Genomic DNA, 24,974 nt, shown 5'->3' with positions numbered 1-24,974 from the left:
GCATCTTATGGGTGGTGATAGTCATAATACCAACATTACTCCTACCCACTTAGCTAAGTGGGGGAGCATGTCCGGGCCTTTCGGGGGCCAATTCAGATTCCCATATCTCGGTGCGTCCACGCACTTCTTCGATGCCCATCTTCTCCGGTGGAACGTAGAGGCGGAAGTAATAATTGAACGTATCCCGCTTACCGGGTTTCTTGCTCGTGGATTTTCTCGCCACGATATAATCGAGCGCCATAATGAAAGCCTTATACGAAAGCACGTTTGACCGCTTCCAAAGAGGAAAGCGGCAACACGTCCAGTGATTTGATGAAAAATGGATGACCGGAAGCGCGAATTGGTCGCGCCTTCAACGATCTGGTGCCATCGTATAGGAGATATAGCCGTTGGCTGTCAACTATAAATTTGACATTGCTGCGCGTGGCTGTCTGTCGCCAAGTATAATTCGAAATGATTTCAAATTTTGCTTGGACAGACCAACGCGCCGCGCAAGCAGGTTGCGGGACGAAATCGTAGAGAATTTTCCGCGATTTTCCGTAGGGAATCAGCAAAAAAGCCTGAATTATCAATGATTTCAACATGTTTTTGGTACGCCCAACGGGAATCGAACCCGTGTTTTCGCCGTGAGAGGGCGATGTCCTAACCGCTAGACGATGGGCGCGTCAGGGTCGAGAAGGTTGATTTACCAGATGGTTGCGGGTTTGTCGATCTTCAAGACCCAACATGTCGAAAGTGATTTTGGGTCGCTAACTGGCTTTTTATCGGCTACGCGGCGCAAATGTCGGGGTTTGTCGTGGGTTTGAATTGAAACGGCCCGCCTTAGAGCGGGCCGTTGTTTACTCGACGCCGTCGAGGCCGAGAGTTGTCATCGGTATGAATGTCCGTGTCCCCAACACGCGCGAAGTTCGGCGAACATAAATCCAGAAGAAAATCCAGTTGCCTGCGGGCGCCTGGTACGGCAGTTCTTCGCCGGGCTGTACCGGCCAAGGCCATTTTGGGTTTATCTTCATGCGCGCCCAATGCCACGGTCTGAAACTCGTGTTCGTAGTTGTCATTTCCTATACCTCTCTCCTTGAAAACCTTCTGCTGCGACCGGCAGCCCGGCGGCCCATTTGGGCAGTTCGCTCATGATCTCTTCCATGTCCTCGGCCGAGCCGAAGTCCTCATCGGGCTCGGCTACGATTTCGTCATGGACGGTCAAAATGATCGGGTAGCCAGCCGACTCGAGCCGGGGCATGGCGTCGGCGAGAACGTCGCGTGCCACGGCCTGGGTGGCGTTTTCCGCCAGCATGCCGCCGTAGGTCGAGATTCGCGCCCACGTCGAACTGTTGTGCGGATCTGCGACGATCTTGCCCTTCTTCGCCGGGTCGATCGTCGAGAAGTAGGTGAGGGCATCTTTCCAGATCGGGCGGCCTTCCTCGTCGAGCCATTTCGTCTTGACGGAACGGATGGCCGCGTTCGGATAGAACAGAAACCGGCCGCTCGGCAGCCGCATGGCGAGGAACGTGCCGGCCATGCGGAAGATGATCTTGCCGCCGGCTACGCTGTGCGTGCTGCCGGGGCTGCGCACGGCGTCCATCGCCGCGGCTTCCATGTCGTACCAGAACTGCTTGATCGCCGGGTGCTTGGCCCGCCAGCCGTCGCGGATGTCGATGATTTGCTCATCGGGCAAATCGACGCCGTAGCCTGCTGCCATGGTCTTGAACGCGCCTAGCCCGCCCTGATACCCAAGGGCCAGTTCCGGCACCTTGCCGTGCGACTGACGCTCGTCTTTCGTGACGTCTTCCGGGCGTTTGCCGAGGATGCCGCCGGCGGTGATCTTGTAGAGGTCATGGCCGACGCCACGATCGAAATCTCGAAACGCCTGCAGCTTCCAATCCTCGCCGGCCAGCCACGCCAGCACGCGGCCTTCGATATTCGAATAGTCTGCCGCGACGATCTTCTTGCCGGGCGCCGCCTTGATCAGACCGCGCAGGATGTCTGACACCGCGCTCAGCGGGTCGTCGTAGAGCATGGCCAGCGTCTCGTAGTCACCGGTGGCCACGATATCGATGAGCGTGTTTATGTCGCTCTCGTCGGGCCGTTTCAGGTTCTGCGGCTGAAAGCGCCGGCCGCCCCATCGTCCGGTCGACGCGGCATGGAACTGCAGAAGCCCGCGCACACGGTGGTCGTCGGGGTCCGCGCCGCGCAGCAGGCTCTCGATCTTGGCCACCGATGCCCTTGCGGCCTGGCGCCACAGATCCAGCACTTGCTTGACGACGACTGCGCGCTGCGCGGTGCTGCCTTCCAGCGACCAGAGCCATTCCTGCTTTTCGGGATCGCCGCTTTCCTCGGCCTCTCGCTCGCATCGGATGATGGCGTTTTCGATGCCTTCCTCGTAGATGTCGGAGAGGACGTCCTTCGCCAGGCTGTTCGTGACCAGTCCGCGAGCGCGGACGAAGTTCGTCACCTGATTCCGGTTTGAGCAAGCCGAGACCTCGCTTCCGGGCTGGTTTTCGAATGCCGTGATCTGCCGCATCTGCGCGTCCAGGTCGTCCTCAGCCGCTTCGACGATCTTCTTCGCCGCGTCGCAGAGTTCGCGATCGATGTAAACGCCGCGCTGGTTGATCGTCTGGTCCAGGTGCCAAAGGTCTAGCTCGCTTGCCTTGAGCTTGCGGATCCGGTGCTCGTATTCGCGCTCGACGACGGTGTCCTGCTTGCAGTAGTCGTAGAGCCTGGCCAGCTTTTCCGGGTCGTTCCACCAGCGCACACGCGCGATCTTCTGTCCCCACTCGGTCGTGTAAAGCTCGTAGCCTTCGGCATCCTCCGGCTCGGCGAGCACGGCGTCGAAGGGAATCTCGGTGAAGCCGTTGAACCACTCGATCTTGCCGCGCGGCTTGGCCAGCTGCAGCATGAGCCGGCCGCCGATGACGTCCTTGCCCTCTTTGATGCCGACGGCGGGCGCCGCCATCTCGAGCGCGCCGGGCAGCGACAGGGCGTAGCCGGTGGCCATGGTGCAGCGCTGCTTTTTCAGATCGAACACCGGGAAGCCGTGACGCGGGCCGGCGATATGCCGCTCGACGTCCTGCTCGAAAGCGCAGTTGTGCGCCCATGCCTCGGCGGTCGGATCGTTGTCGACGTCGAGGAAGTTCTGCGGCACGGGGTCGCCAGGCAACCAGAGTTCGACCGGCCCGTCGTCGATCGTGTGGCTCATGCACATGATGCGCGTCGTCGGGTGGCGCAGGTAGAAGTGCGCACCGGTCTTCTTGAGCTCGACGGTGCTGCGGGTCTCGTAGTCGCGGTGGAGCTTCATTGCTCGCGCTCCAACCGATACCGGGAAACATTGCCGCGGCCGGAACGCCGGTTCGGAATCGTCCATCCGGTGCCTTCCAGCTTGCGGCGCAAACGGGTGAGCACCACGCGCATGACGCGTTCGGGCTGCTCGGGGCCGCCGCTGTAATGGTCGCGGTACATTTCCTCGACGAGTTCGGGCGAGGGAATCGCGCGCGGATACCGGCGCGCCAACGTGTCGATGATGACGCGCTCTAGCCCCGTCAGAGGTACGTGCTGGAAAATCTCAAGGGGCGTCGGGCCTTCGATGTGGCCGCCGCAGCAGGGGCAAGTGGTCAAAGCATGTCCTCCAAACCCGCGGCAGCGATGCGGGCTCTTGCAACTGGCATGTACTCGTCCTCGCGCTCGCAGCCGACGAACTGGAAGCCCTCAAGCACAGCGGCCTTGCCGGTGGAGCCGGAGCCCATGAACGGATCGAGGATGACGCCACCGGGCGGCGTGATGAGGCGGCATAGCCACTGCATCAGGCTGGTTGGCTTGACGGTTGGGTGCGTGTTGGCACGTTTGGTGAGACCCCGAAGATGCGGGCGGTCTGCTGTTTCTAAGTTGGTGCGGCGATGGGCGGTGTCGGCTTTCGGCTCAAAACCAAACAGCCCCGCATCCCGGTCAGCGCGGCTGGCCTTGGCGCAGTAGAAAAAGCGGGCGGCTGAGCCGGAATCACCGTCAATCGCCGGCATTGGCGCAGTGTCCGCACCGTGATATCCCATCAGGCCATATTCGCCAGCCTTGCGGTTTCCGCTCTTGGTGTCGGGAAACGCGCTGATGACTTCGTCACTGCCGTCATGGACGATGTTGGCGGGCCAGCGGCCGAGGGTGTGCTCGTTGCCGCCGGGAACGCGTGAGCCGTCGATGTTAATCGCGCCAGTGCCATGCTCAAGCACGTTCTCGGCAACCGTTCCGATAAGCGGCTTGCGCGCGAGGCAGATCGGCTCCCATGCAGGCTTTAGGGCTGTGCCCCAGCCTTGCCATTGACGAGACGCTGCGGTTACAGGTGTGCCAGCGCTCAAAACTTCCACAGTTGCGCTCGACAGGGAGCCGCTAACCGAACCGTTTCGCACCTCGCGGTCGTGCCGCACCGCCTCATCATAAAGTCTCTCCATCTCTGGAGGGAGAGAAAGCATGTCGCGCACGACGTCCCAATGGTGACGCGGGGGCATCCCGCCACGGCCATCAAGCCTAGCCCAGTAGCAAGAAGACGATTTAATACCGAGGGCGCGATCGATATTCGAATGCGTCAAAGTAGACATCTTAACTGCTTCAGCATAAGCCGCAGAAAAGGCCCTCCACGCGAGCGGGTTGCCGCCCTTTTTGTCAATGTCCCGCGACACATCATGCGACTTCGGAAACCCCGAACCGTAGACCCAGCCTAGCTGGTCGCGGATTTCAAAACCTGCATCCTCGATCGCAACGGCCATGCGGTGATAGGTGCGCGTGCCGGAAAATGCGACGACATGGCCGCCCGGCTTGAGCACGCGCAACACCTCGGCCCAGAACTCCTCGGAGAACGCGACTTCGCCGGTATCCCACTGCTTGCCCATGAACCCGGCCGCGCCGCGCCCATAAACGTCTTTTGCCGGGGCGCTGCCGGGTTTGCCGAAACGCTTCTGGATCGACACCAGCGCGTATGGCGGATCTGTCACGACACTGTCGATCGTGTTGTCGCCGATGCCGCGCAGGACGTCGCGGCAATCTGCGTGGTGCAACTGTACCGCCATCATACGCGGCCCACGCCGTTCCAGCGCTCGTCGAACTCGACGCCGACGATGTCGTCCCACCGAACGGCCGGCACGGTCGTCATGCGGTTGCCGCACAGCCGGACGAAACCGCGACCGTGTGCGGCGTAGAAGAAGCCGTCGCGCTCGTAGAGCTCGGCCTGGCGGTACTCGCCCCTGGTGAGCAGGATGGCGAAAGCGTTTTCGACACGGGTGAACAGGTTCATGGGTTGAGCGCTCCCCACAGTTCGTTGAATCGGCGCAGAAACAGGCTCTCGGCCTGCTGCGGGTGATAGCCACGGACCTTCACGCTGAGCGGCTTGCCCTCGATGTTCCAATCGTGGTTCGTGGGCGTCATGATCTGCGCCCGCTCGTCGAGCAGGATGCGGTTGTCGAGCGCGCCGATGCTGGCCTGCTTGATCGGCCAGTAGAGGTCGAACTTCTCGGCGATGGCGACTTCGACGTTGAGCTCGATCTGGCCATATGGCGGGATGTGCCCCTTGAGGGGGCGGGGGATGTCTACGAGGTAGGCTTCGGCGGCATCGTGCAGCAGTGCGCCGAGCCTCATGCGGGCGTCGTCGGTCTTCATCTTGCTCTCGACGAGCAGGCTATGCTCGGCGACGCTGTAGAAGGTCGTGCAGTGGCCGGCATAGCGGCATAACAGCGACAGCGCGTGTGCGATGTCTTCGATGCACACGTCCTCGGGGCGCGGGTCGAGCAGATAGAACTGCTTGCCCGTGAATGTTTGGAGCCAGTCGCCGCGTTCTACCACAGGAGCACCCAATGCAGGGCGGCCAGGGTGGCAGTCAGGACTGCCATCGCGCCGAAGAAAAATAGTTGGCGCGCAGGCGCCCGGCTACGCCAAGCGAAGGCAAAATTGACCGAGAATAAAACGGCGGATGTGGCCCATAGTAGTGCGGCGATGAATGTGAGCATTTCGAGATTCCTTGTTGATCGGGGGAGGGCTCAGAGCATGTCCTCGAGCGACGGCGCAGGGACACGACCGCGCGCATACGCAGCGGCCACGCAGCGCACCTGGTGCAAGCTGTCGTCGAGTGCGTTGTGGTAGGTGCCGGCGCGGCCGATGGCGTTCGGGTTCAGCCCGAAGCAGTCGTAGGCCGTGCGGGTGTCGCGGACGTTCCAAAATTTCCACGGTATGGGCTGGCGCAGGGCGTCGGCGACGGATTGCCAGAGGACGCTGTCGAAGTTGGCCCCCTGGCACCAGATTTCGTTGCCGCCGTTGGTGCGGAACCATGCGTGGAAGTCGCGCACCACGTCCGCGATCGGCCGGCAGTCCTGCAGCAGCGCGTTCTGCGCTTCGATCGCCTGCTTCTTCCACCAGGCTTCCGTGCCGGCGTCGACCGTGAGCCCCACGGACTCGCAGCTGGCGCGGTCGATGTTACTGTAGAACGTTGCGCCGGTCTGGCCGGTCGCGGGGGCGAAAACGACGGCGCCGATCGAGCGCAGGACGCTGCCTGGCTTGGTGCCGAAGGTTTCAAGGTCGAACATGATGTGAGCCATTGTAGGTCTCCAGTGATCGTTTCTTTCGACATTGCGGGCGCAGTTGTCCCACGCCCGCAATCGCTCAGAGCATGCCGAGGGCGTGCAGGTAGGTCTCGGTCAGGGCTTCTTCTTCCGCCCGCTTGTTGGCGTCCTGCTTGCGCATGCGGACGATCTTGCGGACAGTCTTGGCGTCGTAGCCCCGGCCTTTGAGCTCTCCGTAGACGTCGCGAATGTCGCCCGCGAGCTCGGCCTTCTCGCTTTCGAGCCGCTCGATGCGGTCGATGAAATCGCCGAGTTCTTTGCCGGCGACGCTGTTGTGGCCGATCGTGCTCATTCGAACGCCGCGCCTTCGTCCTCGAGGTCCTCGAGCCCTTCGACCGGTTCGAATTCCCGATCGGCCTTGACCTTGCCGCCGGCGAGCGGCTCGTCGTGCTTGAGCAGCTGGACGTTGACGAGGCCGAGGCTGACACCGATATTCTCGTTGTCGTACCAGTAGGGATTCAGCGACGAACGGAACCAGCGGCCGTTGTAGAGTTCGTCGGCCTCGTCGGCTTCCTGAACCGGCGCGCCGTTCTTGGCGTAGACGACCTCCGGCGCCGGCCGGGGTTTGCCCTGGCGATCGAAGCACTTCGTGTTCATCCGCAGGAAATACGGGAACTCGTCGGCATAGATCGCCAGGCTCGAGTCCGCCGCCGTTTCCTTGATCGGCATCACGATCTTGGCCTTGGCTTTCTGCGCCGCCGTGAGATTGGCGTCGATGACTTCATCGATCGCCTCGCGTAACACGTCGATATTGGCCTTCGCGGGCACAAGACCGGTGGCGCCCCACTGCTTCTTCTTAGGATCGCGTTCCTTCTTCGACGGGAAACCCGGCGTGATCAGATTGGCGTACATCATCCGCAGCTGGCAAGTGATGATATTGCCGCTCTTTTCCGACTTGAACGCTTTCATCAAAACATCAGACATTATCTTGCTCCATATGGTTCCCGCCAGTTATCCGGCCGGCAGGCGCGCCGTATTCGACGCCTATTCGACGGCGTCGAAATCGCTTGCCGCATCGGCCTTGACGGCCGGGCGGGGATCGTTGACCGGCACGAGGTTCGTGCCGCTGGACTGGCTGACGACCGGGCCGACGCCGTCCTCGTCGGTGCCGTCGGCGACCCATTTCTCGAAAGCTTTTTTCTTCATGACCTTCTCGACCTGGGCCGGGCTCTTGAGTTTCTCGGTGTAGAGATCGGCCTTGCCGAGACCGGCGATCATCAGGTCGTCGACCACGGCGTCGGCGTCACGCCACTTGCGGGTGGCGCGCTTGGCGACGAGCTTCATGCCCGATGGCATCCGGCCGGCGCAGGCTTCCGCGTGGGCGTAGACCTTGAAGGCCGCGAAATGCGCGACCACCTGTTCGGCCTGGGCCATGTAGGTGGCCATCTGGTCGGGGTCCATCTGCGTGAAATCGGGCAAGGTCATCTCTCCAGTGTCGCTGAACTCGGCCTGCGCCAGTTCAAGTGCGGCGGCGCGGGCCGTCGGGCAAATCGCATGCGCCCGGCAGAAGCCGCAGTGCTCGCCGGCCTTGAGATAGACCGTTGGCCATGTGCTGTTGTCGATCCGGCCGTCGACGCCGGTCGCCGCGCCGAAATCGCGCGTGGCCGCGTCAACAAGGGCCGCGGACGTCTTGATGTCGTCCTCGAACTCGAACAGGCTGAACAGGTCGAGCGGGTCGCTGCGGATCCGGCCTTTCGGGTGCGGCGCACGGGGCTGGATGATGTGCAGCGTCACCTTCTCGAGCGGGCGGTTGTGGAAGCGCATGGCCGCGCCGGCGCCGTAGAGCAGCAGCTGCGGATTGTTCTTCGCGTCGACGGCCACGCCCTTGCCGTGCTTGTAGTCGCAGACGTGCAGATGGCGCTCGCTCTCGATGTAGACCGTGGCGTCACCCGTGCCGAAGATGTCCGGATGCAGGTGCGTCATGTCCAGCCGCTGCTCGACGTCGAGTTCGGCGTCCTTGTGGTCTTTCAGCAGCGAGCGGACGAAATCGGTATAGACGGTCACCGCCTCGACCATGTCGTCGTCGATCGGCCAGTAGCGGTTTTCTTCGTGCGGCCCTTCGTCGTCGGTGAGATCGACGAAGATGTTGCCGTGTTCGGCCTTCGTGTCGATCCAGAGCCCCAGGTGGTCCTCGGGCTGCTCATCGTTCGCCAGGCACCAGCCGGCGAGTTCGTGGGCTGCGGTGCCCTGCGCGGCGTAGCTGCTCGAGACGTTGGGGAAGGGCTGCTCCATGGCGATCGAGCCGGGGCAGACCATCCAGCGATGGGCCGCGGACGGTGCCAGCGTGGCGTGCTTGCGCTCGGTGTGGGCGATGGTGCTCATTCGGCACCATCCTTCCGGGCGACTAACATCGCGTCGGCGAGGGTGTAGCACCACGCGGCGTCTTCGTGCGCAAATGTGATGGGCCGATCCTTATTGGCCATGAAGCCGGCGAGCGCTTGCCCGGCGAACCAGTCGCGCAAACTCATGCCTTTGCTGACACCGGTGGCGAGGGCCTTGGCCGAATGCATTCCCTCGGTCGCACGAAGGTCGGCGAACACCGCGGGGTCGAAATACTCGGCGGGGAACGCCGGGCCGCCATCTTTGATTTTCTCGCTCATAGAAACGCTCCTGCGGAAATGGCGAGGCCAATGGCGCCTGCGCCGGTAAGGCATAAGCCGAAGTTGAAGGTGCGCTCGGCGGCCTGTCCTTCTTCGAAGCTCCGCGCGAGCCCGTAGGTCGTGACGGCCGCGCCGACGACCATGGTAAAGAAGCTGACGACGGCGAAGCCGAGCACGCCGAAAAGGCCAAGGGCGCTGATCATGTCAGCCTCCGAACGACGAGTGCTTGTTCAGCACGAATTCGTAGCTGCGCCATCTGACACGCAAGCCGCGGGGGCGCTCCGCCGCGACAGCTTCTTTCGCGGCCACGTATGCCGCCGCAGCGGCCTCGCTGGCGAAGACCGCATCTGGGTAGTCGTTCGACATAACGACCCACACTTTTCCCATTTCGAAACTCCCTTCTATCTGTTCAGGAAACCGCCCTGAACCAGCAGGGCGGAAACCTGAGCAGACGAGCCGCTCAGTCTTAAAGCTCGGCCGCGGGCAAGCCCTTCTCGGCGCGCTTCGACTTGACGAACTCGACGGCTTCCGGAAGGCGGCCATCGGGGATGTCGGAGAACTTGGTGACGCTGAACTTCGCGGTGATCTCGCTGAAAAGCTGGCGCCGGCTATCCTGGTCGGCTGCGGCGTCGTTAACGTAGGCGACCGCGAACTTGCGGGCGTTGTCCATCGTCACCTTGACCTCGGGGGCCTCGGGTTCGCCGGTGTCGGAATTGTCGTCCGTAGTTTCCTCGGAACTTTCGACATTCTCGGGAGCAGAAGATTCAGCCGGTTCTTCGGCCGCGGCCTGTTCGGTTTCCGCCGACTTGGTGGCGGCAGTCTCGGTGGCCTTTCCTTTGCGCTTGGCCGGGGCGGCGGATGCGGTTTCGGGCGCGCCCTGCGTGACCGTGTTTGACGGGGCGGTGACGGCGGCAGTGCTGCCAAGCAGGGCGACGGATAACTGGCGAAGGTCGGTGAGGGCCATGGCCGCGTTGTCGCCGGTGATCTCGATCTTAATCATGTGTGCTCCTTGGTTTCTAGCAGGGTACGGGTGGTTCGGTGTATGGGTGACACTAATACTCTTGCTTAATTTTGTCGATAGATTCTTTTCGATAGTTTCGACAAATTTTTCACGCATCGCCGAGCACGCGTGCGATGCTCTCCGACTTGCGCATGACCGCTTTCTGCACCTGCTCGTCGATCGAGCGCGGCAGCATCGCAAAGCGCACCACGCAAGCGTTCTTCTGGCCGATCCGATGAATGCGCATCGAGGCCTGGGCATTGTCCGCCGGCACCCACGAACTCTCGAGGAACAACATGTCGCTCGCCGCTGTCATCGTCAGGCCAGTGCCCGCCGCGCCGATCTGGCCAATCATGACGCGCACCTTCGGATCCGTCTGAAACCGATCGACGAGCGGCTGGCGCAGCGGCTGCGTCGTGCTGCCCTCGATCTTGACCGCCCACTCGTTGATCCCGCGCGCGTGATAGATCGCCCGCAGCGCGTCGGTGTGGTGACCGAATACGACGATCTTCTTGTCGGTCGTCTCGAGCCACATGCGCAGCCATTCGATCACGGGCTTGACCTTGGCCAGGCCCGTCGCCCGGCGCAGCGCTGCGAAATGGGTGTACTGGTTCTTGAGCCCCTCGACGCCCTTCGTTTCGAGCGCCTCGCGAATCTTTGCGATGTCCTCGGGGTCGATGCCGAGGTCCTCGTCGGTTACGCCAGCGTCGACATAAAGCTCGCCGAAGCGAATGCTCGGCAGCTGCGGCAGCACGTCCTTTTTAAGGCGCCGCAGCATGAAGCCGTCCAGCTTCTCGTTCAGCTTGGCGTCGTTCTTCGTGCCGACGATCTGCATGCCGACGAAAGCGTGCCGCATTTCGCAGAAGTGCGCTTCGAACTGCTGCTGCGTCCAGACGCGGCCGGTCTTCGGCGAGCGCACGCGGTCGGCGTCGAGCGCGCGCAGGTGGCTATAGAGTTCGCCGCTGTGATTCGGCATCGGCGTGCCGGTGAGCGTCCAGCACCAGTCCGCGAGCGCGAGCACGCCACCTTCGTAGCCCGGCGGCTCGCTCAAATCGCCATAGGCGGCCTTCGTGCGCTTCGACCCGGCGTTCTTGAGGAAGTGGCCCTCGTCGAAGATGACGACGCACCAGCTGTTCGTCATGACGAAATCTTTGTGCTTCCCGGCCAGCCCCTCGTAACTGGTGACGAAAACGGACCATGTGCCGTTCGACTGTTCCTCGACCTGGCGATGCCAGTGGGTGACGAGCGAGGCGGGGCAGACGACCAGCACGAACAGCGCCGGCAGCCGATCGACGGCGCGAATGGCCTGCATCGTCTTGCCAAGCCCAGGCTCATCGGCGAGCATGGCGCGCCGTCGAGTGGACAACCACTCGATGCCTTCCTGCTGGTACGGGTCTGGGGTCAGCCGCATGCGTCTGTCGTCCTACAAAGTTCGAAACTATCAACTACTTAGGCAACGGAGAGCCGCGCCAGCCCCAGGTGGAAGATGGCGATACCGTCAGCCTCGTCGAAGGTGCCCGGCTGGTAGCCGCGATCCATGGCCTCTGCCATCATCGCCTCTTTCGAAGCGTTGCCGTTGCCGGTCCAGGTCTTCTTGATCTCGCCGACGGGCAGCCCTTCGTAGGGAATGCCGTGTTCTTCGCACCATTCGGTCAGTACGGCCATCAGCCCGCCGTAGACATGCGCGGCATCGACGCCCTTGTGGCGACGGACTTCTTCGAAGTAGACGATGTCGACCGGATACGCGGCCTGTAGCTCGCGTAACCGCTGGCGGAACTTCACGAACCGCATGCCACCGCCTTCGTAGCGGCCGCCCTTGACGGTCCAGGTTCCGGAAATGTGGGATTTCTCGGTGCCGATGCAGAAGCCGCAGCTTGTGCCAAGGTCGAGGGCAAGAACGGACTTCATCAGCGACATCGTAGGAATCTCCTCTCACATCATCAAAGGCTAAATAGGAATTTGATCCTAACTGCGATCCAAAACATCAGGATCCGGTAAACCTGTCAATAGCTATTGCGGCTGCCCCGTCGCGGCGCCTGTCATCATTGAGATTTCCGGTGTGGATAGCGTCGAGCAGGATGGCGCAGCACGCCATCACATGCGCCAGGTGGTGCGCGGCGCTGTCGCTGGCAAGATCCTCTCCGTCGCGGAACGCCAGCAGGTGGCGGTCGATCGCGTCGGTGTAGACGCTGGTGGTGATCGTCTTGTCGCGCCAGTTGAACCGGCCGTACTTGACCGCGCCGTTCGTCATGGCGCGACCGAGCTCGAGGATGGCGACTGGCGGGATGGCCGCGGTGCCGGGCTTCAACTTGCCGAGTGCTGTCTTCGGATTGTCGTCGGGAAGGACAGATTGGACGTCTACGCCGGCGGGGACTTCTAGGATTACACGCTGGCCGTAGTCTCGATTCTTCCACCAGGTACTCGGCGCCCGATCGATCGGTCCCTCGACACCCGGCAGCATCGGCTCGTCCGCTGTTTCAGCAATTCTGTCGATTTTGTCGGACATGGTCAGATCCCGTACTCTTCAAGAATCTCTTCGGCCTTGGCGCGTAACTTGTAGAGCCGCCGGCCGGCGCGAAGCTTTGTGAAGAACGTCGGATCGCCGAAATGGATGTAGCCGAAACGTGTTTGGGACATGCCGCTTAACGAAAGGGCTGCCTCTAACTTCGGCGCCAGTTCGTCGGCCGACGGCGGGGGCGCAGGGCGCTTGGGAGTGGTTTTTGTCTTCTTCATATCCGGCATATTAACTTGCGTTTGTCGAAAAGCAAGAGTATTTGTCGAAATATGTAGACCTAAAATGGCCTACACGCCGAGTTCTGACAAATGGGGATTTCCGATGATGAAACGACTGCTGATGATTGCGGCCATGGCCATGGTGGCGGGCTGTTCGACGAGCGAAGCCGTGCGAAGCGGGGAGGGCGGCCGCGACGCGCGCCCGGCCGAACGTTCGCCAGGGTGGACGCGCGACCACTGCGCAGACTGTGGCGGCCGCGGGCCGACCTACGCCGGTCAGGGGAGGCCCCGCCCATGACCCCCACCCCCGCACCGGAAGGTGCAAGCGCAGTGACGGAAGAGACCGTGACGCTGACACGCTCGGAGATCGACAGCTTGCTCCGAGCCGCATACCCGTTCTCTACGAAGGAAGAGCGAGACAGAGGTCTGGTAAATGTCCTTTCCCTTCGTCCTCCCGTTCCGGGCGCACCGGAAGGGGCGCGGATGCTGGAGGAGAGACCGGAGCGGGTACAGGCGGCTTTCGAGGTTTTCGCGGGAAAGACGGACACCGGACCTAACGCAACGGCAATGTTCGAATACACCGAGCGCCTAGAGGCCTCCCTCGCCACCGAGCGCGCCGCCCGCGAAGCCGCTGAGAAGGAGCGGGACGAGCATGCCGCCGCATTCGCGGTTCTCGATGATAGCGAGCAGGTCTTGCAGGCCCGCGTCTCGCGGCTTGAGGCCGCGTTGGGGCAGGCCCGCACCAGCATGCGCAACGCTCGCGGCGCGATCGAAAGCAACCAGGTTGAGGACAAGGACGTGCACCGCACACTAACCGACGCCATGGGGCGGATCGACGCCGTTCTCCGCGCCGTCCTCGCCCGTACAGGAGAACCGAAAGATGAGTGAGGTCATCCGTCTCTACCTGCCGTGGCTGCTATCGGCCATCACGATCTACATGACCGTGCTCGCCGGCAACAAGTCGCGCAACGCGTGGCTGCTCGGTCTCGCCAATCAGGCGCTGTGGCTGGTCTGGATCTTCGCGGTCGGAGCTTACGGCCTTCTCCCCATGAACCTAGCACTGTGGATCGTCTACGGGCGCAACCATTTGAAGTGGAACCGAGCATGAGCGGATTGCAAGAAGTTCTATCCGAGATCAAGCGCCGCCGCGTCCTGTGCCGAGAGAACAACGTCGCGCCAGGAACGGCCAACGAAGACGCGATCTATCGTATCTGCGAGGAGATCGTGTCGAATGCCCTCGCCGAGCGCACCCGCGCCCTCTCCCAGCTTGAAGCGGGGAAGGTGGGCCCTCATAGCGAAATGGCGCGAGCAGGTGCAGTCGTACTCATGAAGGCCGAGGAGGACTCGAGGGGCGCCGGGACGGACACCTATCGCGACGTTGCAGTGAAGGTTTGGTCGGCAATGTCCACCCTCGCCTCCCCATCCCTTGCGCCGGAAGCGGAGCCGGTGGCGTGGCGGTACGAGGACTGCTCTCGGAGCCAAGGGTGGGACACGACGTACAGTGCGTTTGAGCCGTCCCCGTCGCCCTTCATCGCAGAGGTAACGCCGCTCTACGAAGCCACCCCCACCCATGCGGTAGACGCCGACGCGGTGATTGAGGCGGACGACGGGTGGACGAAAGTTCCCGAGGAACCGCCACTTGAGCTTTTGAAATCGATCAACATTGATAATCAGGTGCTCGCCTACGAGAAGGGCCGTTACTACAACGCTTGGTTCACGTTTGAGCCTGGCGAAGGCGCATGGTTTTGGACGGATGACGCCGACAGCGAGCCGGACCCGTCGCACTACCGCGCCCTCTCCCTCCCGCCCTCTGCCGACAAGGGGGAGTGAGATGGCGAAACTCAACGGAAGCCAAATATCACAGCTTCGCGCTCTTTCCGAGAGCGACACGCCCTTGTGGGGTGGCTGCCCGCCTAACACCCAAAGGGTGGACCCGGATCTGTCCAAATTCATCGCGGAGGGATTCGTCATATGGACCGGCCGTGGTTACGTCCTCACCGACGCCGGCCGCTCCGCCCTCTCTGGTGACGCCAATGCTGAGAGGGAGGTGTGATGGCCAAGCTAAATTGGAGCGGCGAAATTCCGTACCACGTATCCCGCCCATCAAAGGGCGTCCATTACTCAATCGAATTTGTCGAAGCGCCCGTTTCCTACTTCGAATTGCGCGGGGTCGGAGTGTTCCCATTTCGTAAGTTCCTGACGCTTTCAGACGCGAAGGAGGCGGCGCAGCGCATTCACGACACCCGCAGGAGCACAAGCCATGATTAAGCCGACAGAGGCAGCACAGACACCCGTCATCGAACGAGTTCAACGCCTAATCCGCGATCTGGAGGCCGGCGCTATCCTAGGCTACGACGGACCGCAAGAATACTGGACGTCGAGAATGGGAGCCGAAGCAAGCGCCGAGGTTGCACGTCTCCTCACCGCCGCGCTGGCGGTAGAGGCGGGGACGGTGGGCGTGAAGCCGCTGGAGTGGACGGAAGGCGTAGGCTTGTGGACAGCGCAAACTCAGTTTGTCGCCTGCTACTCGGTATGGGAAGTCGATGCTGACAAGTGGCGGTGCAGTTTGCTTGACGGGGATTTCCCTACAGCGTACGCCGCCAAAGCCGCCGCGCAGGAAGACTACGAGGCCTGCATCCGCTCCGCCCTCACCACCTCCCCGGCATCGTCGGGGGTAGAGGTGGAGGCTGTGGCGACGGCAAAGTGGGTTGGTGAGGAAGGATCCTTCCCAAAGGATGCGCCTGTCACTATCCTAGCCGTAGACAATGACGACCCGGACGTTCCTGCCAGACGTGCAGCGTGGGTGAGATATTGGCCTGAAGGGCGAGATTTCCCGCGGTACAGATCGTGCGATATGTGCGACTTGGAAGTCGCCGCCCCCTCCCTTTCCGCTGGCGCAGGAGGTGAGGAACGTGGGTAAGCCCGATCCTGCCGAATACATCAAGCAGCGCTGCACCAAAGCCCTCATCAGCCACAAGGAGCTCATGGCCGGCGTGCGGCGTCATGACGTCTCGCGGCTCCGCCAGCGGCTCTGCGTCGAGCTCAACCAGGTGTTCGGGCTGAGTGCGACCCGCATCGGGCACCTGCTCGGCGGCCGCGACCACACGACCGTCATCGCGGCCTGGCGCAAGTTCGGTCACGCCGGCGACGCCCGCACACGGCGCAGGCTCACCGACGACGAGCGCGACAGGCTGTTCGAACTGCACGCCGGCGGCATGTCGGTCGCAGACATCGCCCGCGCCATTGGCTGCTCGCACGCAGCCGCGTCGACATTACTTCGGCCCGACGTCATGGCCCGCCGCGTTCAAAACCGGCGCGAGGGCCTGCGCAAGCTGCGCGCCGCGAACGCGGAACTGCGCGCACAACACGCGCTGCCGTGATTGTCGAAAGAATCGAATTCACTTCATCTACGAAAGGGGACAAGAATGGCCGTCCACACCAGATGCGCAGAAGTAACCGCCGATGCTCGATAGACCCGCCATGACCGAATCAGCCCTCACCAAGCACCAGCACGCCCTGCAATACGCCGCCCTTGGCATCCGCGTCTTTCCGTTATGGCCAGGCACGAAGATCCCCGCGCTGCAGGCGTGGCAACACGCGGCCACCACCGAAACGGCCAAGGTCGACAACTGGTGGGAAGAAAACCCGCATTACAATATCGGTGTCGCGACCGGCCGCGGCATCATCGCGATCGACGCCGATGTCAAGAAGGGCAAGCCGGGCGCGCAGAGCCTCGACGCGCTCGACCTCGAGATCCTGCCCACCACGTTCCGCGCAAGCACCCCCTCGGGCGGCAGCCACACGCTGCTCATAGTCGACCGCACCATTGCCAACCGCGCCGACACGGTCGACGGCTACCCCGGCATCGATATCAGGGGCGAGAACGGCTACATCGTCGGTATCGGAAGCACCACGCCCGAAGGGACGTACACGGCACTCAACGACGCCCCCATCGCCACCGCACCAGACGCCCTCTACGAAGTACTGGGCAAGCGGCCCAACCACCAGGCCCACACGGACACGCCGGTCGTCGATCTCGACACCGAGGCCAACGTCGCCAAGGCGACGACATGGCTCATGCTGCGCGCGCCCAAAGCGATCGAAGGCGAGGGCGGCGATCAGAACACATTCCAGACCGCGGCGATGCTGCGCGACTTTGGTTTGTCTCAGGCCGTCGCCCTTGACCTCATGCTCGAGCACTGGAACGAATCCCACGCCGAGCCCCCATGGCAACCGGACGAGCTCGCGCTCAAGGTGCAGAACGCTTTCACCTATGCGACGGGGTCATGGGGCGGCAAGACGGCCGCGGCGGACTTCGATACTGTCGACGAAGAGTTTGACGTGTCGACGATCGATATCGGCACGCCGCCAAGCAAAGAGGCCATCGCCGCCGCGCAAGGCAAAACGCCACCCAAACGCTGGAAGATTTACCAACCCGGCGCGTCCAAACTCAAGGCCACGGCCACGCCGCTCAATCCCCTCATCGACGGCATCATCAACCAGAACTCGTTCGTGGTGCTCTATGGCGCCCCGAACGCGGCGAAGACCTTCAACGCGCTCGACATGGCGGGCGCTATCGCGTCCGGCCAGCCGTGGTGCGGAAGAGAGACATCGCATGGCGCCGTGCTGTACATCGCAACGGAAGGCGAAGGCGGCATCTTCCGCCGGATCGCGGCCCTCGCCATTCACCGCGGTCTCACAGACGACGCGCCGCTGTTCCTCGCGCCCGTTGGCGTCAACCTCGGCACGACGGAGGAAGACGCCAGGGCCATCGCCCGATACGGCATGCTCGCCGCGAAGAAGGCAGACCTGCCCTTACGGCTCGTCGTCGTCGACACGCTCGCCCGTTCGCTCGGTGGCGGCGACGAGAACAGCGCGCAGGACATGGGCGCCTTCATCCGCAACATCGATCTCATCCGCGAAGAGACCGGCGCCACGACGATGGTCATCCACCACACGGGCAAGGACGAGAACCGCGGCGCACGCGGCCATAGCTCCCTCTTTGGCGCGGCCGACACGGAGATACTGGTGCGCAAGGACGGCGAGATCGAGACCACCAAGCAGCGCGACCTGGAGATGCTCAAGGACCCGCTCCTGTTCAAGCTGGTGGACCAGGCCATTGGCGAAGACCCGACAGGCAGGGAACTGCACTCGGCGATCGTCGAGTATGTGGACGTCAGCGAGTTCGACGCGCCGGCGGTGCTGACGAGCGATGAGCTCGCGCTTTTCGAAGTGTTCAAGCGGCTGGCAGAGGTCTCCGAACTGGAAGGACGCAAGGGCGTGGTGACGTGGCGCGAGTGGCTTTTCGCATTTTACAGGTCGCGGGACACGGGTTGGAGGGAGGGGGAGAGGCCCCCCTTCACGGAGCGGCACGTGGGTACCTGGAAGCACGCAATCGAGGGCGTGAAGTACGTCATAAAAGATGGGCGCAACATGTATCGACTCGGGCGCGGGAAGTGAACGGAAGTGAGAAACGGAAGCGTAAAATCAATGACTTACGCGAACGGAAGTGAAACCCACTTCCGTTCACTTCCGTTCGATTTCGCAAGAGGCGAACGCATCAACGACAATTGGAAACGAACGGAAGTGAACGGAAGTCCAACGGAAGTGGAAACGGAAGCACGAAATCAAACACTTAGCTCGAACGGAAGTCGAACGGAAGTGGCCTTTTGTCGTAGTTTCTATAGGGCTCGGCATAGCGGTCGGGGGCACTTCCGTTCGGGTGTCTGTCCCCCTTTAGGGGGGGACAGCCCCCACGGATGCCCACGCAGCCCGGATTTCGAGAATGGGTATTTGTCGTAGTTTCGGAAAGCAGCAGCATCTGGCCCCGACTTTTTGGAGTTTCCGAAAAACCGGGTGCGCCCGACTTTTTGGAGAAGGTGAAAAACAATGAGCGGTGACGACGAACACGAAGCGCGGGACAGGCTGGACGCATACCTGACGAAGCTGGCCCGTCCGGCCAGGGGCGGCAAGCAGATGCGACGGGCGGAAACGGTCAAGGCGGCGCGTGATGGGATTGAGGCGCACAATCGCCGGCATCATCGCCAGCGGCGGCGCAAGCTCAAACACGCGGTGCCCGTAATCGAGACGGCGCCACGGTATGGCCGGTACAATCGCCCGGCGTTTAGCCTGATCGAATTGTTGCTGATCCGGACGGACGGCGCCAAGTGGTACACGTTCGCGCAGTTGCGGGCGTTGTTGCCGGAGACGACGACGAACGGCGCCAAGGCGATCGTGTTTCAGAAGGCGCGGCGCCTGGGTCTGGTCGAGCGCATGGCCGTGGTCGAAGATCCGGAATCGCCATGGTCGGCAGGTGAAACCCCGATTGAACGGTACAGGCTCGCGAACAAACCGAAGTATCGATATCGGATAGGGGCAGAATCGGGCGCAGAGCGGGCCAGGATGCGCGAGAAGTGGCGCGCCTATGGCGAGGTAGCCGGCGACGATGAAAACGCGTAGGCGGGGCGCTGTGTCGATTTTAGCGAATAACGGAGACCGACAGCGATTTGACGGGAACGGGCTGGATTGGGTATGGTGCCCGCCTTGTGACTTTGAGGGGCGGACATGCACGTTGTTATCAGGGCAGGGGAATTGATCGCGGCTGCGGCGATCGTGTTTGTCGAGGCGATAATGTCGCCGGCGACGGGTGCGCTTGCGGTGATAGCGGCGATCGGGGTTGTCGCCTGGGCCTACTGGACCGGCCAAATGTGAAAACGGCGCCAGTGCGGCGCCGTGGTTTCAGAGCATATGCGGGGCGATGAGCGCCAGCACGAATAGCAGGCAAGCGGCGCGCGCGGCGAGTGTCAGGACGTCGATCATTCGAGCACGGGGCGGTATTTCGCCCCGTCCCATATTTCGAGTTCTTCGCGCTTGGCTTCCTTGTAGCTGCGGTACGCTTCGCGCATGGCGTCGTCGTGATCGCGCGCACCTATCATGATCCAGCCGTATCGGCCTTTGCAACGGTAGCTGATCAGGCCAGGGGCGGCGAGGGGGCGGTTTGTGAAGTCAGTCATGGCGCGTCACTGCAGCAATTCAAAGGTGTCTTCATCGATCGCGACGCCTGTCCAATCCCAGTTCGGAATTTCCAGCTTTTCGCCTAGGCTGGTCTTCACCCATCGAACGCGGTCAATGGTCTTATCGAACTCAGCGGCAACGATCGTTTTGCCGGTCAAGAGGCGCATGTACTCGATCGCTCGGCGCTTGTCGTAATTGCGGCCATCTCGCGTACCTTCGCGGGGGCGCCGGTCGGCCTTGCGAAGGGCGTTGTATGTTTCGGCAGTCATGCCGAACTTGAACTTGGCCCAAGGGTTGATGAGTTTGATTTTTGTTTCGGCTAAGGTCTTCATGTCGGTTTTCTCCATTCGTTAAATTCGACACTGGCGACGCGTCAAAGCGCGATAAGCCAGACGGTGAGCGATGCGCAGAACGCGGACAGGGTGAGGAATTCGAGGGCCATCTCGGCGCAATCTTTGAGGGTGAGGGGCGCGTCGGTCATACCCGGAATCCTTCATCAAAACCGTCTGCGCTCCAGACATAGACGTTGCCGGTTTCGTCCGGCATGCCGCCGGCGAACCAAGCGCCTTTCCAGTCGAGTTTGACCGCAAGAGCCTTGGCAGCCGCATCATGGTTCTGTTGCGAGTTCAGCGCATGGCTCCAGCTGACAGTAACGGATCCTGCAGAGGCTGTGGCCTTGACGCGCGAACCGCGGAAATTGGTAGGCCCGAGAAACTTAGTGACGATAGCTTGACGCATTTGTAGATCCTCTGTTTTCGATAGTTTCGACATTGTGGGCAAAAGAAAAGCTGTCCCCGCTTTGGTGCAGTAATAACCCGCGGCCAGCTTTGAAGTAGTTGAGGGCGTTCATTTGGTGCGCCTCTGTGTGGGTATCTGGATCTTGAAGGAATGACGGGCGGCGCGCTCATCTGCATGGCGCGCGGTAGGGCTTACAGGATTGCGCGGCGCAGCGGCGGGAGCGTCCGTTAGTAAGATCAATGGTCGGCGATATGGCGAGAAATAGCGCATGTGATTGTTCCCCGTTGTTTATTCGGAAACGCGCCAGCCGTGTTTCGCCTTTTCGGCGATCCACTTTGCGCGTTGCTCATGTGTGGATGGGAAGCAAGACCACTCGCGTTCCGGGCCGATATCGTCGGCAGGGATGATGAAGGTCAATTTCAGGCCAGCGGCGGTGCGGCGGGCGATCGCTGCTGCGATGATGGCAGGTGTCTTGGACATGGCCTATTTCCCCGTGGCTAAATGTCGAATATGATTCTTTCTACAACCAGCGACATAAATATGCAAGAGGCTTTTTAGTGATATGACCCTACTCCTGACAAATGAGTTTCCGCTTAGCGATGAAGAGTGCCAGGCGCTGCAGATTGACAAGCGCGAGGCGCACGTGGCTTGGCTCTTGCTTTTTAGCGAACGTGGAGAGTCCGCAATGGTGCGCGCGGGATATTGTAATAGTATTACATGGGATATGCTCAGTTTGAGCAAAAGCTACGCCCGCGCCGTTGAAATCATGACGAAACATTTCCTTTCCGTGGTCGCCGCGCCGGCGGCGCTGGCGGTGCAGTACAAGCTCCTGATAGCGAAAGACACAGCGCCCGGCGTCAAGCACCAGATCGGCAAGACCTTGATGGAGATGGCCGGCTATGGGCAAGGCGAGGCTGGCGATAAGCCGGTTGACCTCGACAAGCTCGACGCCTCGACGCTCGACGCGCTCATCCAGGACCTCGAGGCGCGTAAGCAAGGCATGGCCAAGACGATCAGCCTAACAGCGCTCGGGGGCTCGACGATCGAGGCCGATACCGGGCATAGTGTGCCAGTTAGCGCGCCAGATGATAGCCAACTAGCTGATATGCTTTAGCTTAATACAGCCTCTAGAAGGCGGCATGTCCTCGAAACCGGGCCTCGCCCCCTGGCCGGCTCCACCCCCTGGGGGTGCCCCGCGCCGCAGCTGCTGCACGTGCTAATCCCGATTTTCCTAAGCGAGCGAAAATTTGTCGGTTTCACTCTTGCAAACAGTCCTACATTCATCTACAAAACCAACAGCGGGCTACACAACGACGGGCAGGAAGAAATGCATACTCCCCGGTGCACACCTTCCCACCCCGACCACAACCCGCCAACTCCTGCCGGCAGCGCGCCAACCGTCCCCTCCCGACCATATCGCGCTGCCGGCATCCTTCTCCCCGCAACAGAAAGGCCATCCGGATGTCGCACAACGAACAGCAGATCGAGGCTGAAATCCAGGCCAAGGGCCTGAATGCGCCCCGTCTCACGCCGGCCCTGATTGACGATACGATCCTGGCAGAGCAGTACCACGTGTTCCCCGGAACCACGCTGACCGTCTGCGCGCTGACGCTGCGGAACGGCTTCCAGGTCACGGGCGAAAGCGCCGCCGCAAGCCCCGAAAACTTCGACGAAGCCATTGGCCGCAAGATCGCGCGTGAAAATGCGCGCAACAAGATTTGGGCGCTCGAGGGGTACCTGCTCAAGCAGCATCTGGCCGACGCCGCCGTCCGAGGGAAAACGACCCTCTGTGATGACGACGACATTCCATTCTGAGTTTCATGGCGGGGCGTTAGTCCTCCTAAACTTGCCCGACCGGTGACAGGAACAAGGCGACTCTCGTTGGTGTAGAACCTGGCCGTGACGCCCCGGCCGCTCCCTGAAAAGGGCGGTGCAAATGGAGCGGCCCAAGAGCGCAGACCGGGCATTTCTCAGACCGCTTGCAAGTTGTAACTGCTTGCAACTCGGGTTGCGCCGCAAAATACGGCCTTTTTCGACCCGGAAAGCGCACCGCGCGACATCAACCGCCGCGCACGAAAAAGCCCCGGCAGATGGCCAGGGCTCAAAACTCCGAAAATCAATTGTCGCGGTTTCAGACGGGCCGCTTGCCGAGCCCCAAAATCGCGTCGAGATCGGGCATGAACGCCGATTTCAGCCCCTTGGCCTTTTCCGCCATCTGCATGGCCGCGGCTGGCAGCATGTTGTCGCCGCCGTCGGGCCGCATTCGGGGCGCTTCGGCCTGGGCCGGCATTTCCATGCCGCCGGCGAGGCCCGCGAGCATGGATCCGATCGGCGTTTCGGCCGGGGCAGGGGCGGGCATGGCCATCGGCGCTGCCGGTGCGGCGGTCGGCCAGTTTTCCTGACCTTTGGGCCCGTCGGGTGCGTTGACGGGCATTCCGCCGAACAGGCGCTGCGCGTTTGCGCGATGGCCGCCCATCTGCGAATTGACCTTGTCGGCGACGGTGCCGGGCGCGCCGCCGTTGTTCACGTCGCTGGCACCGTACCGGCCGACCCCGCCGGCGTTGATGGCCGAATAGACGTCCATCAGGCCCATACCGGGTTTGACGCCGGTGGCGCGCAGGTATTTCGCGACCGCGCCGTCGGGGCCAAGCTGCGATCCGACCGGATTGTCCCAGTCAACGCCGTATTGGCGGGCCTGCGGCTCGCCGAACTGGATGAAGCCCTTGTGTTGGCCCCATTGCGTCGTCGGCCCGGTCTTGACGGGGTCGAAAGTGCCGGCGGTTTCGTAGGAAATGGCCGTCGCCAGGTCGAGCGGGTCGATGCCGAGCGACATCGCGGTCGCGCGGATGGCCGCGGCAAGGTCAGTGTTCGGGTTTGCGGCCATTCCGGCGCCTCCTGTCCAACAATTCGTCGAACATACCGCAATCCATTGACCGACAAAAGCCGACACGTTATTTTGCGCTCGTTTCGTCGTTAACGCCGCGTCGCGACCGGTTGTCGGAGATGGCAAACCATGGCGCAGCCGAAGCAATATGAACGATTCGCGGACTTTTTCGGCATGGTGCCGACGAGTGCGTTTCCTGCCGCGCAGGTCGAGACCGAATTCGACCGGGTGAAGGAATCGCTCGATGAGACCCAGGCAGCGCTGGCGGATCTGCGACGGGATGACGGCGAACTGGCCAACGAGACGGTCGGTCTGGACCAGCTGAAACCCGAAGTGACGTCGAACGTCAACGCGAGCGTGGCCGCGGCGGCGGCATCGGCGTCGTCCGCGTCCGGCTCGGCTGCAGCGGCGGATGCGTCGGCGGTCGCGGCAGCGGCTTCCGTCGCCAGTTCGGTAAAACAGTCGGATATCGGCGTCACGGTGCAGGGCTACATCGCCGGGCTGGCGAGCATAACGTCCTACGGCTTCAATCTGGCGGACAGCGTAGACGCGGCGGCGGCGCGGAGCGTGCTCGAGCTCGGGACTGCGGCCACGCAGGCCAGCAGCGCCTTCGCGACCGCAGCGCAGGGCGCTACCGCCGATACCGCGGTCCAGCCGGGCGACCTTGGCACGGCCGCTTACGAAGACACGACGGCGTTTGCCACGGCGGCGCAGGGCGCGACCGCCGATACCGCGGTCCAGCCAAGCGCCAGCCTGACGGCCATCCGGGCGCTGACGCCGGCGGCTGACCGGCTGCCGTACTTCACCAACGGCACGACCGCCGCGCTCGCCACGTTCACCGCTGCCGGACGCGCTCTGGTCGACGACGCAGATGCTGCCGCGCAGCGGACGACACTGGGGCTCACCATCGGAACGAACGTGCAGGCGTATGACGCACTCCTGGCGTCGATCGCCGGGCTCACGGTGGCTGCCGGCGGGTTCATCAGGACGTCGGCGGCAGATACGGCTGTTGCGCAGGCAATCGTCGGCACGGTGTCTCAGTCCGGCGGCACGCCGACAGGCGCAATCGTAGAGCGCGGCAGCAACGCCAACGGCGATTATGTCAAGTATGCGGACGGGACGATGATCTGCTGGTTTACCCTCGCAACCACGGGAAACGTCGATGTGGCGACCGGTGCGCTGTTCTGGCAATCCGCCGGCACCACCTGGACATTCCCCGGCGGGGCGTTCGCAGCCGCACCTACCGTGACCATCTCCGGATCGCGCAACGACTGCGCCTGCGGCGGGTCGATGACCGGCGTTTCGACAAGCGCTGCGACTGTGCGTGCGTGGGCATCGGTGTCGACGGCGGCAGCGATTGCCCTTCGTTGCGTCGCGGCGGGCCGCTGGTTCTGATCGCTGTCGATCGCCATTGA

The 24,974-nt window shown here is 62.3% G+C and carries 35 protein-coding genes and 1 tRNA gene; 12 read left to right on the top strand and 24 right to left on the bottom strand.

The features are described 5' to 3' along the window. Positions 1-589 precede the first annotated feature (589 nt). From GGQ64_RS26405 to GGQ64_RS26310, 19 genes are all read right to left on the bottom strand, one after another. A tRNA-Glu gene (locus GGQ64_RS26405) sits at positions 590-664 on the bottom strand. Between the two features lie 390 nt (positions 665-1,054). Then, positions 1,055-3,295 (bottom strand): DNA polymerase, encoded by a 2,241-nt coding sequence (locus tag GGQ64_RS26400; protein ID WP_183808288.1) that lies wholly within the window; start codon positions 3,293-3,295, stop codon positions 1,055-1,057. After that, the gene (locus tag GGQ64_RS26395; RefSeq protein WP_183808287.1) at positions 3,292-3,612 is read right to left on the bottom strand and encodes a helix-turn-helix domain-containing protein; all 321 of its coding nucleotides are present in this window, start codon (positions 3,610-3,612) and stop codon (positions 3,292-3,294) included. The genes GGQ64_RS26400 and GGQ64_RS26395 overlap by 4 nt, the downstream gene beginning before the upstream one ends. Beyond that, positions 3,609-5,051 (bottom strand): DNA methyltransferase, encoded by a 1,443-nt coding sequence (locus tag GGQ64_RS26390; protein ID WP_246422954.1) that lies wholly within the window; start codon positions 5,049-5,051, stop codon positions 3,609-3,611. The genes GGQ64_RS26395 and GGQ64_RS26390 overlap by 4 nt, the downstream gene beginning before the upstream one ends. Further along, positions 5,048-5,272 (bottom strand): hypothetical protein, encoded by a 225-nt coding sequence (locus tag GGQ64_RS26380; protein ID WP_183808286.1) that lies wholly within the window; start codon positions 5,270-5,272, stop codon positions 5,048-5,050. Before GGQ64_RS26380 ends, GGQ64_RS26390 begins: the two co-directional genes overlap by 4 nt. Beyond that, complete coding sequence (locus GGQ64_RS26375) at positions 5,269-5,817, bottom strand: phosphohydrolase (protein ID WP_183808285.1); 549 nt, start codon at positions 5,815-5,817, stop codon at positions 5,269-5,271. The genes GGQ64_RS26380 and GGQ64_RS26375 overlap by 4 nt, the downstream gene beginning before the upstream one ends. Continuing rightward, positions 5,811-5,981 (bottom strand): hypothetical protein, encoded by a 171-nt coding sequence (locus GGQ64_RS26370; protein WP_183808284.1) that lies wholly within the window; start codon positions 5,979-5,981, stop codon positions 5,811-5,813. The genes GGQ64_RS26375 and GGQ64_RS26370 overlap by 7 nt, the downstream gene beginning before the upstream one ends. 30 nt (positions 5,982-6,011) lie before the next feature. Beyond that, entirely contained in the window at positions 6,012-6,566 is a 555-nt protein-coding gene (locus GGQ64_RS26365) for a 3'-5' exonuclease (RefSeq protein ID WP_183808283.1), read from the bottom strand. Between the two features lie 64 nt (positions 6,567-6,630). Then, a complete protein-coding gene (locus GGQ64_RS26360; RefSeq protein ID WP_183808282.1) occupies positions 6,631-6,882 on the bottom strand; it encodes a DUF2312 domain-containing protein in 252 nt (83 codons plus the stop codon). Beyond that, complete coding sequence (locus GGQ64_RS26355; RefSeq protein ID WP_183808281.1) at positions 6,879-7,514, bottom strand: ssDNA-binding protein; 636 nt, start codon at positions 7,512-7,514, stop codon at positions 6,879-6,881. The genes GGQ64_RS26360 and GGQ64_RS26355 overlap by 4 nt, the downstream gene beginning before the upstream one ends. 60 nt (positions 7,515-7,574) lie before the next feature. Next, entirely contained in the window at positions 7,575-8,912 is a 1,338-nt protein-coding gene (locus GGQ64_RS26350; protein WP_183808280.1) for a DUF2800 domain-containing protein, read from the bottom strand. Then, a complete protein-coding gene (locus tag GGQ64_RS26345) occupies positions 8,909-9,190 on the bottom strand; it encodes a hypothetical protein (protein ID WP_183808279.1) in 282 nt (93 codons plus the stop codon). The genes GGQ64_RS26350 and GGQ64_RS26345 overlap by 4 nt, the downstream gene beginning before the upstream one ends. Further along, positions 9,187-9,393, bottom strand: coding sequence for a hypothetical protein (locus GGQ64_RS26340; RefSeq protein WP_183808278.1), 207 nt, complete (start codon positions 9,391-9,393; stop codon positions 9,187-9,189). The genes GGQ64_RS26345 and GGQ64_RS26340 overlap by 4 nt, the downstream gene beginning before the upstream one ends. Position 9,394: 1 nt before the next feature. Next, on the bottom strand, positions 9,395-9,577 hold the full coding sequence (locus GGQ64_RS26335) for a hypothetical protein (RefSeq protein ID WP_183808277.1): 183 nt from the start codon (positions 9,575-9,577) through the stop codon (positions 9,395-9,397). Positions 9,578-9,656: 79 nt separating this feature from the next. Continuing rightward, entirely contained in the window at positions 9,657-10,190 is a 534-nt protein-coding gene (locus tag GGQ64_RS26330) for a hypothetical protein (protein WP_183808276.1), read from the bottom strand. 109 nt (positions 10,191-10,299) lie between these two features. Next, positions 10,300-11,601: a DEAD/DEAH box helicase gene (locus GGQ64_RS26325; RefSeq protein WP_183808275.1), complete on the bottom strand. Its 1,302-nt coding sequence runs from the start codon at positions 11,599-11,601 to the stop codon at positions 10,300-10,302. A gap of 38 nt (positions 11,602-11,639) precedes the next feature. After that, positions 11,640-12,107, bottom strand: a complete 468-nt coding sequence (locus tag GGQ64_RS26320) for a crossover junction endodeoxyribonuclease RuvC (protein ID WP_343059585.1) — start codon at positions 12,105-12,107, stop codon at positions 11,640-11,642. Between the two features lie 67 nt (positions 12,108-12,174). After that, entirely contained in the window at positions 12,175-12,696 is a 522-nt protein-coding gene (locus GGQ64_RS26315) for a dATP/dGTP diphosphohydrolase domain-containing protein (RefSeq protein ID WP_183808274.1), read from the bottom strand. Positions 12,697-12,698: 2 nt separating this feature from the next. After that, positions 12,699-12,932, bottom strand: a complete 234-nt coding sequence (locus GGQ64_RS26310; protein WP_210300462.1) for a hypothetical protein — start codon at positions 12,930-12,932, stop codon at positions 12,699-12,701. Between the two features lie 285 nt (positions 12,933-13,217). On the opposite strand from GGQ64_RS26310, the gene GGQ64_RS26305 reads away from it, so the two are divergent. The 9 genes from GGQ64_RS26305 to GGQ64_RS26265 all read left to right on the top strand — a co-directional run bounded on the left by GGQ64_RS26305 (position 13,218) and on the right by GGQ64_RS26265 (position 19,634). Continuing rightward, on the top strand, positions 13,218-13,811 hold the full coding sequence (locus GGQ64_RS26305) for a hypothetical protein (protein WP_183808273.1): 594 nt from the start codon (positions 13,218-13,220) through the stop codon (positions 13,809-13,811). Beyond that, positions 13,804-14,031 carry a hypothetical protein gene (locus tag GGQ64_RS26300; RefSeq protein ID WP_183808272.1) on the top strand — a complete coding sequence of 76 codons (228 nt, stop codon included), beginning with the start codon at positions 13,804-13,806 and terminating at the stop codon, positions 14,029-14,031. Before GGQ64_RS26305 ends, GGQ64_RS26300 begins: the two co-directional genes overlap by 8 nt. After that, positions 14,028-14,753, top strand: coding sequence for a hypothetical protein (locus GGQ64_RS26295; protein WP_183808271.1), 726 nt, complete (start codon positions 14,028-14,030; stop codon positions 14,751-14,753). The genes GGQ64_RS26300 and GGQ64_RS26295 overlap by 4 nt, the downstream gene beginning before the upstream one ends. Positions 14,754-14,975: 222 nt before the next feature. Further along, on the top strand, positions 14,976-15,191 hold the full coding sequence (locus tag GGQ64_RS26290; RefSeq protein WP_183808270.1) for a hypothetical protein: 216 nt from the start codon (positions 14,976-14,978) through the stop codon (positions 15,189-15,191). Beyond that, positions 15,184-15,843 carry a hypothetical protein gene (locus tag GGQ64_RS26285; protein ID WP_183808269.1) on the top strand — a complete coding sequence of 220 codons (660 nt, stop codon included), beginning with the start codon at positions 15,184-15,186 and terminating at the stop codon, positions 15,841-15,843. Before GGQ64_RS26290 ends, GGQ64_RS26285 begins: the two co-directional genes overlap by 8 nt. Beyond that, complete coding sequence (locus GGQ64_RS26280; RefSeq protein ID WP_183808268.1) at positions 15,836-16,303, top strand: helix-turn-helix domain-containing protein; 468 nt, start codon at positions 15,836-15,838, stop codon at positions 16,301-16,303. Before GGQ64_RS26285 ends, GGQ64_RS26280 begins: the two co-directional genes overlap by 8 nt. A 100-nt stretch (positions 16,304-16,403) precedes the next feature. Then, positions 16,404-18,383 carry an AAA family ATPase gene (locus GGQ64_RS26275; protein ID WP_183808267.1) on the top strand — a complete coding sequence of 660 codons (1,980 nt, stop codon included), beginning with the start codon at positions 16,404-16,406 and terminating at the stop codon, positions 18,381-18,383. Positions 18,384-18,812: 429 nt separating this feature from the next. Beyond that, entirely contained in the window at positions 18,813-19,382 is a 570-nt protein-coding gene (locus GGQ64_RS26270) for a hypothetical protein (protein ID WP_183808266.1), read from the top strand. A 105-nt stretch (positions 19,383-19,487) separates the two neighbouring features. Continuing rightward, positions 19,488-19,634 (top strand): hypothetical protein, encoded by a 147-nt coding sequence (locus GGQ64_RS26265; protein ID WP_183808265.1) that lies wholly within the window; start codon positions 19,488-19,490, stop codon positions 19,632-19,634. Between the two features lie 104 nt (positions 19,635-19,738). Here the strand turns inward: GGQ64_RS26265 and GGQ64_RS26260 are convergent, their stop codons facing one another. The 4 genes from GGQ64_RS26260 to GGQ64_RS26245 all read right to left on the bottom strand — a co-directional run bounded on the left by GGQ64_RS26260 (position 19,739) and on the right by GGQ64_RS26245 (position 21,155). Then, positions 19,739-19,936 (bottom strand): hypothetical protein, encoded by a 198-nt coding sequence (locus tag GGQ64_RS26260; protein WP_183808264.1) that lies wholly within the window; start codon positions 19,934-19,936, stop codon positions 19,739-19,741. 6 nt (positions 19,937-19,942) lie between these two features. Continuing rightward, entirely contained in the window at positions 19,943-20,269 is a 327-nt protein-coding gene (locus GGQ64_RS26255; RefSeq protein WP_183808263.1) for a hypothetical protein, read from the bottom strand. 145 nt (positions 20,270-20,414) lie between these two features. Then, on the bottom strand, positions 20,415-20,675 hold the full coding sequence (locus tag GGQ64_RS26250) for a hypothetical protein (protein ID WP_183808262.1): 261 nt from the start codon (positions 20,673-20,675) through the stop codon (positions 20,415-20,417). 288 nt (positions 20,676-20,963) lie between these two features. Beyond that, a complete protein-coding gene (locus GGQ64_RS26245) occupies positions 20,964-21,155 on the bottom strand; it encodes a hypothetical protein (protein ID WP_183808261.1) in 192 nt (63 codons plus the stop codon). Positions 21,156-21,237: 82 nt separating this feature from the next. Between GGQ64_RS26245 and GGQ64_RS26240 the strand changes: the two genes are divergently transcribed. After that, positions 21,238-21,789, top strand: a complete 552-nt coding sequence (locus GGQ64_RS26240) for a hypothetical protein (protein WP_183808260.1) — start codon at positions 21,238-21,240, stop codon at positions 21,787-21,789. Positions 21,790-22,136: 347 nt separating this feature from the next. Beyond that, complete coding sequence (locus GGQ64_RS26235) at positions 22,137-22,490, top strand: Gp49 family protein (RefSeq protein WP_183808259.1); 354 nt, start codon at positions 22,137-22,139, stop codon at positions 22,488-22,490. A 316-nt stretch (positions 22,491-22,806) separates the two neighbouring features. Here the strand turns inward: GGQ64_RS26235 and GGQ64_RS26230 are convergent, their stop codons facing one another. Further along, entirely contained in the window at positions 22,807-23,559 is a 753-nt protein-coding gene (locus GGQ64_RS26230; protein ID WP_183808258.1) for a hypothetical protein, read from the bottom strand. A 129-nt stretch (positions 23,560-23,688) separates the two neighbouring features. Between GGQ64_RS26230 and GGQ64_RS26225 the strand changes: the two genes are divergently transcribed. After that, entirely contained in the window at positions 23,689-24,954 is a 1,266-nt protein-coding gene (locus tag GGQ64_RS26225) for a hypothetical protein (protein ID WP_183808257.1), read from the top strand. Positions 24,955-24,974 lie beyond the last annotated feature (20 nt).

Origin of the sequence: Mycoplana azooxidifex, from assembly GCF_014196765.1 — a bacterium.
Taxonomy (GTDB): domain Bacteria; phylum Pseudomonadota; class Alphaproteobacteria; order Rhizobiales; family Rhizobiaceae; genus Mycoplana; species Mycoplana azooxidifex.
The sequence above is the reverse complement of the archived record's forward strand: the minus strand, read 5'-3'. Positions and strand labels throughout refer to the sequence as shown.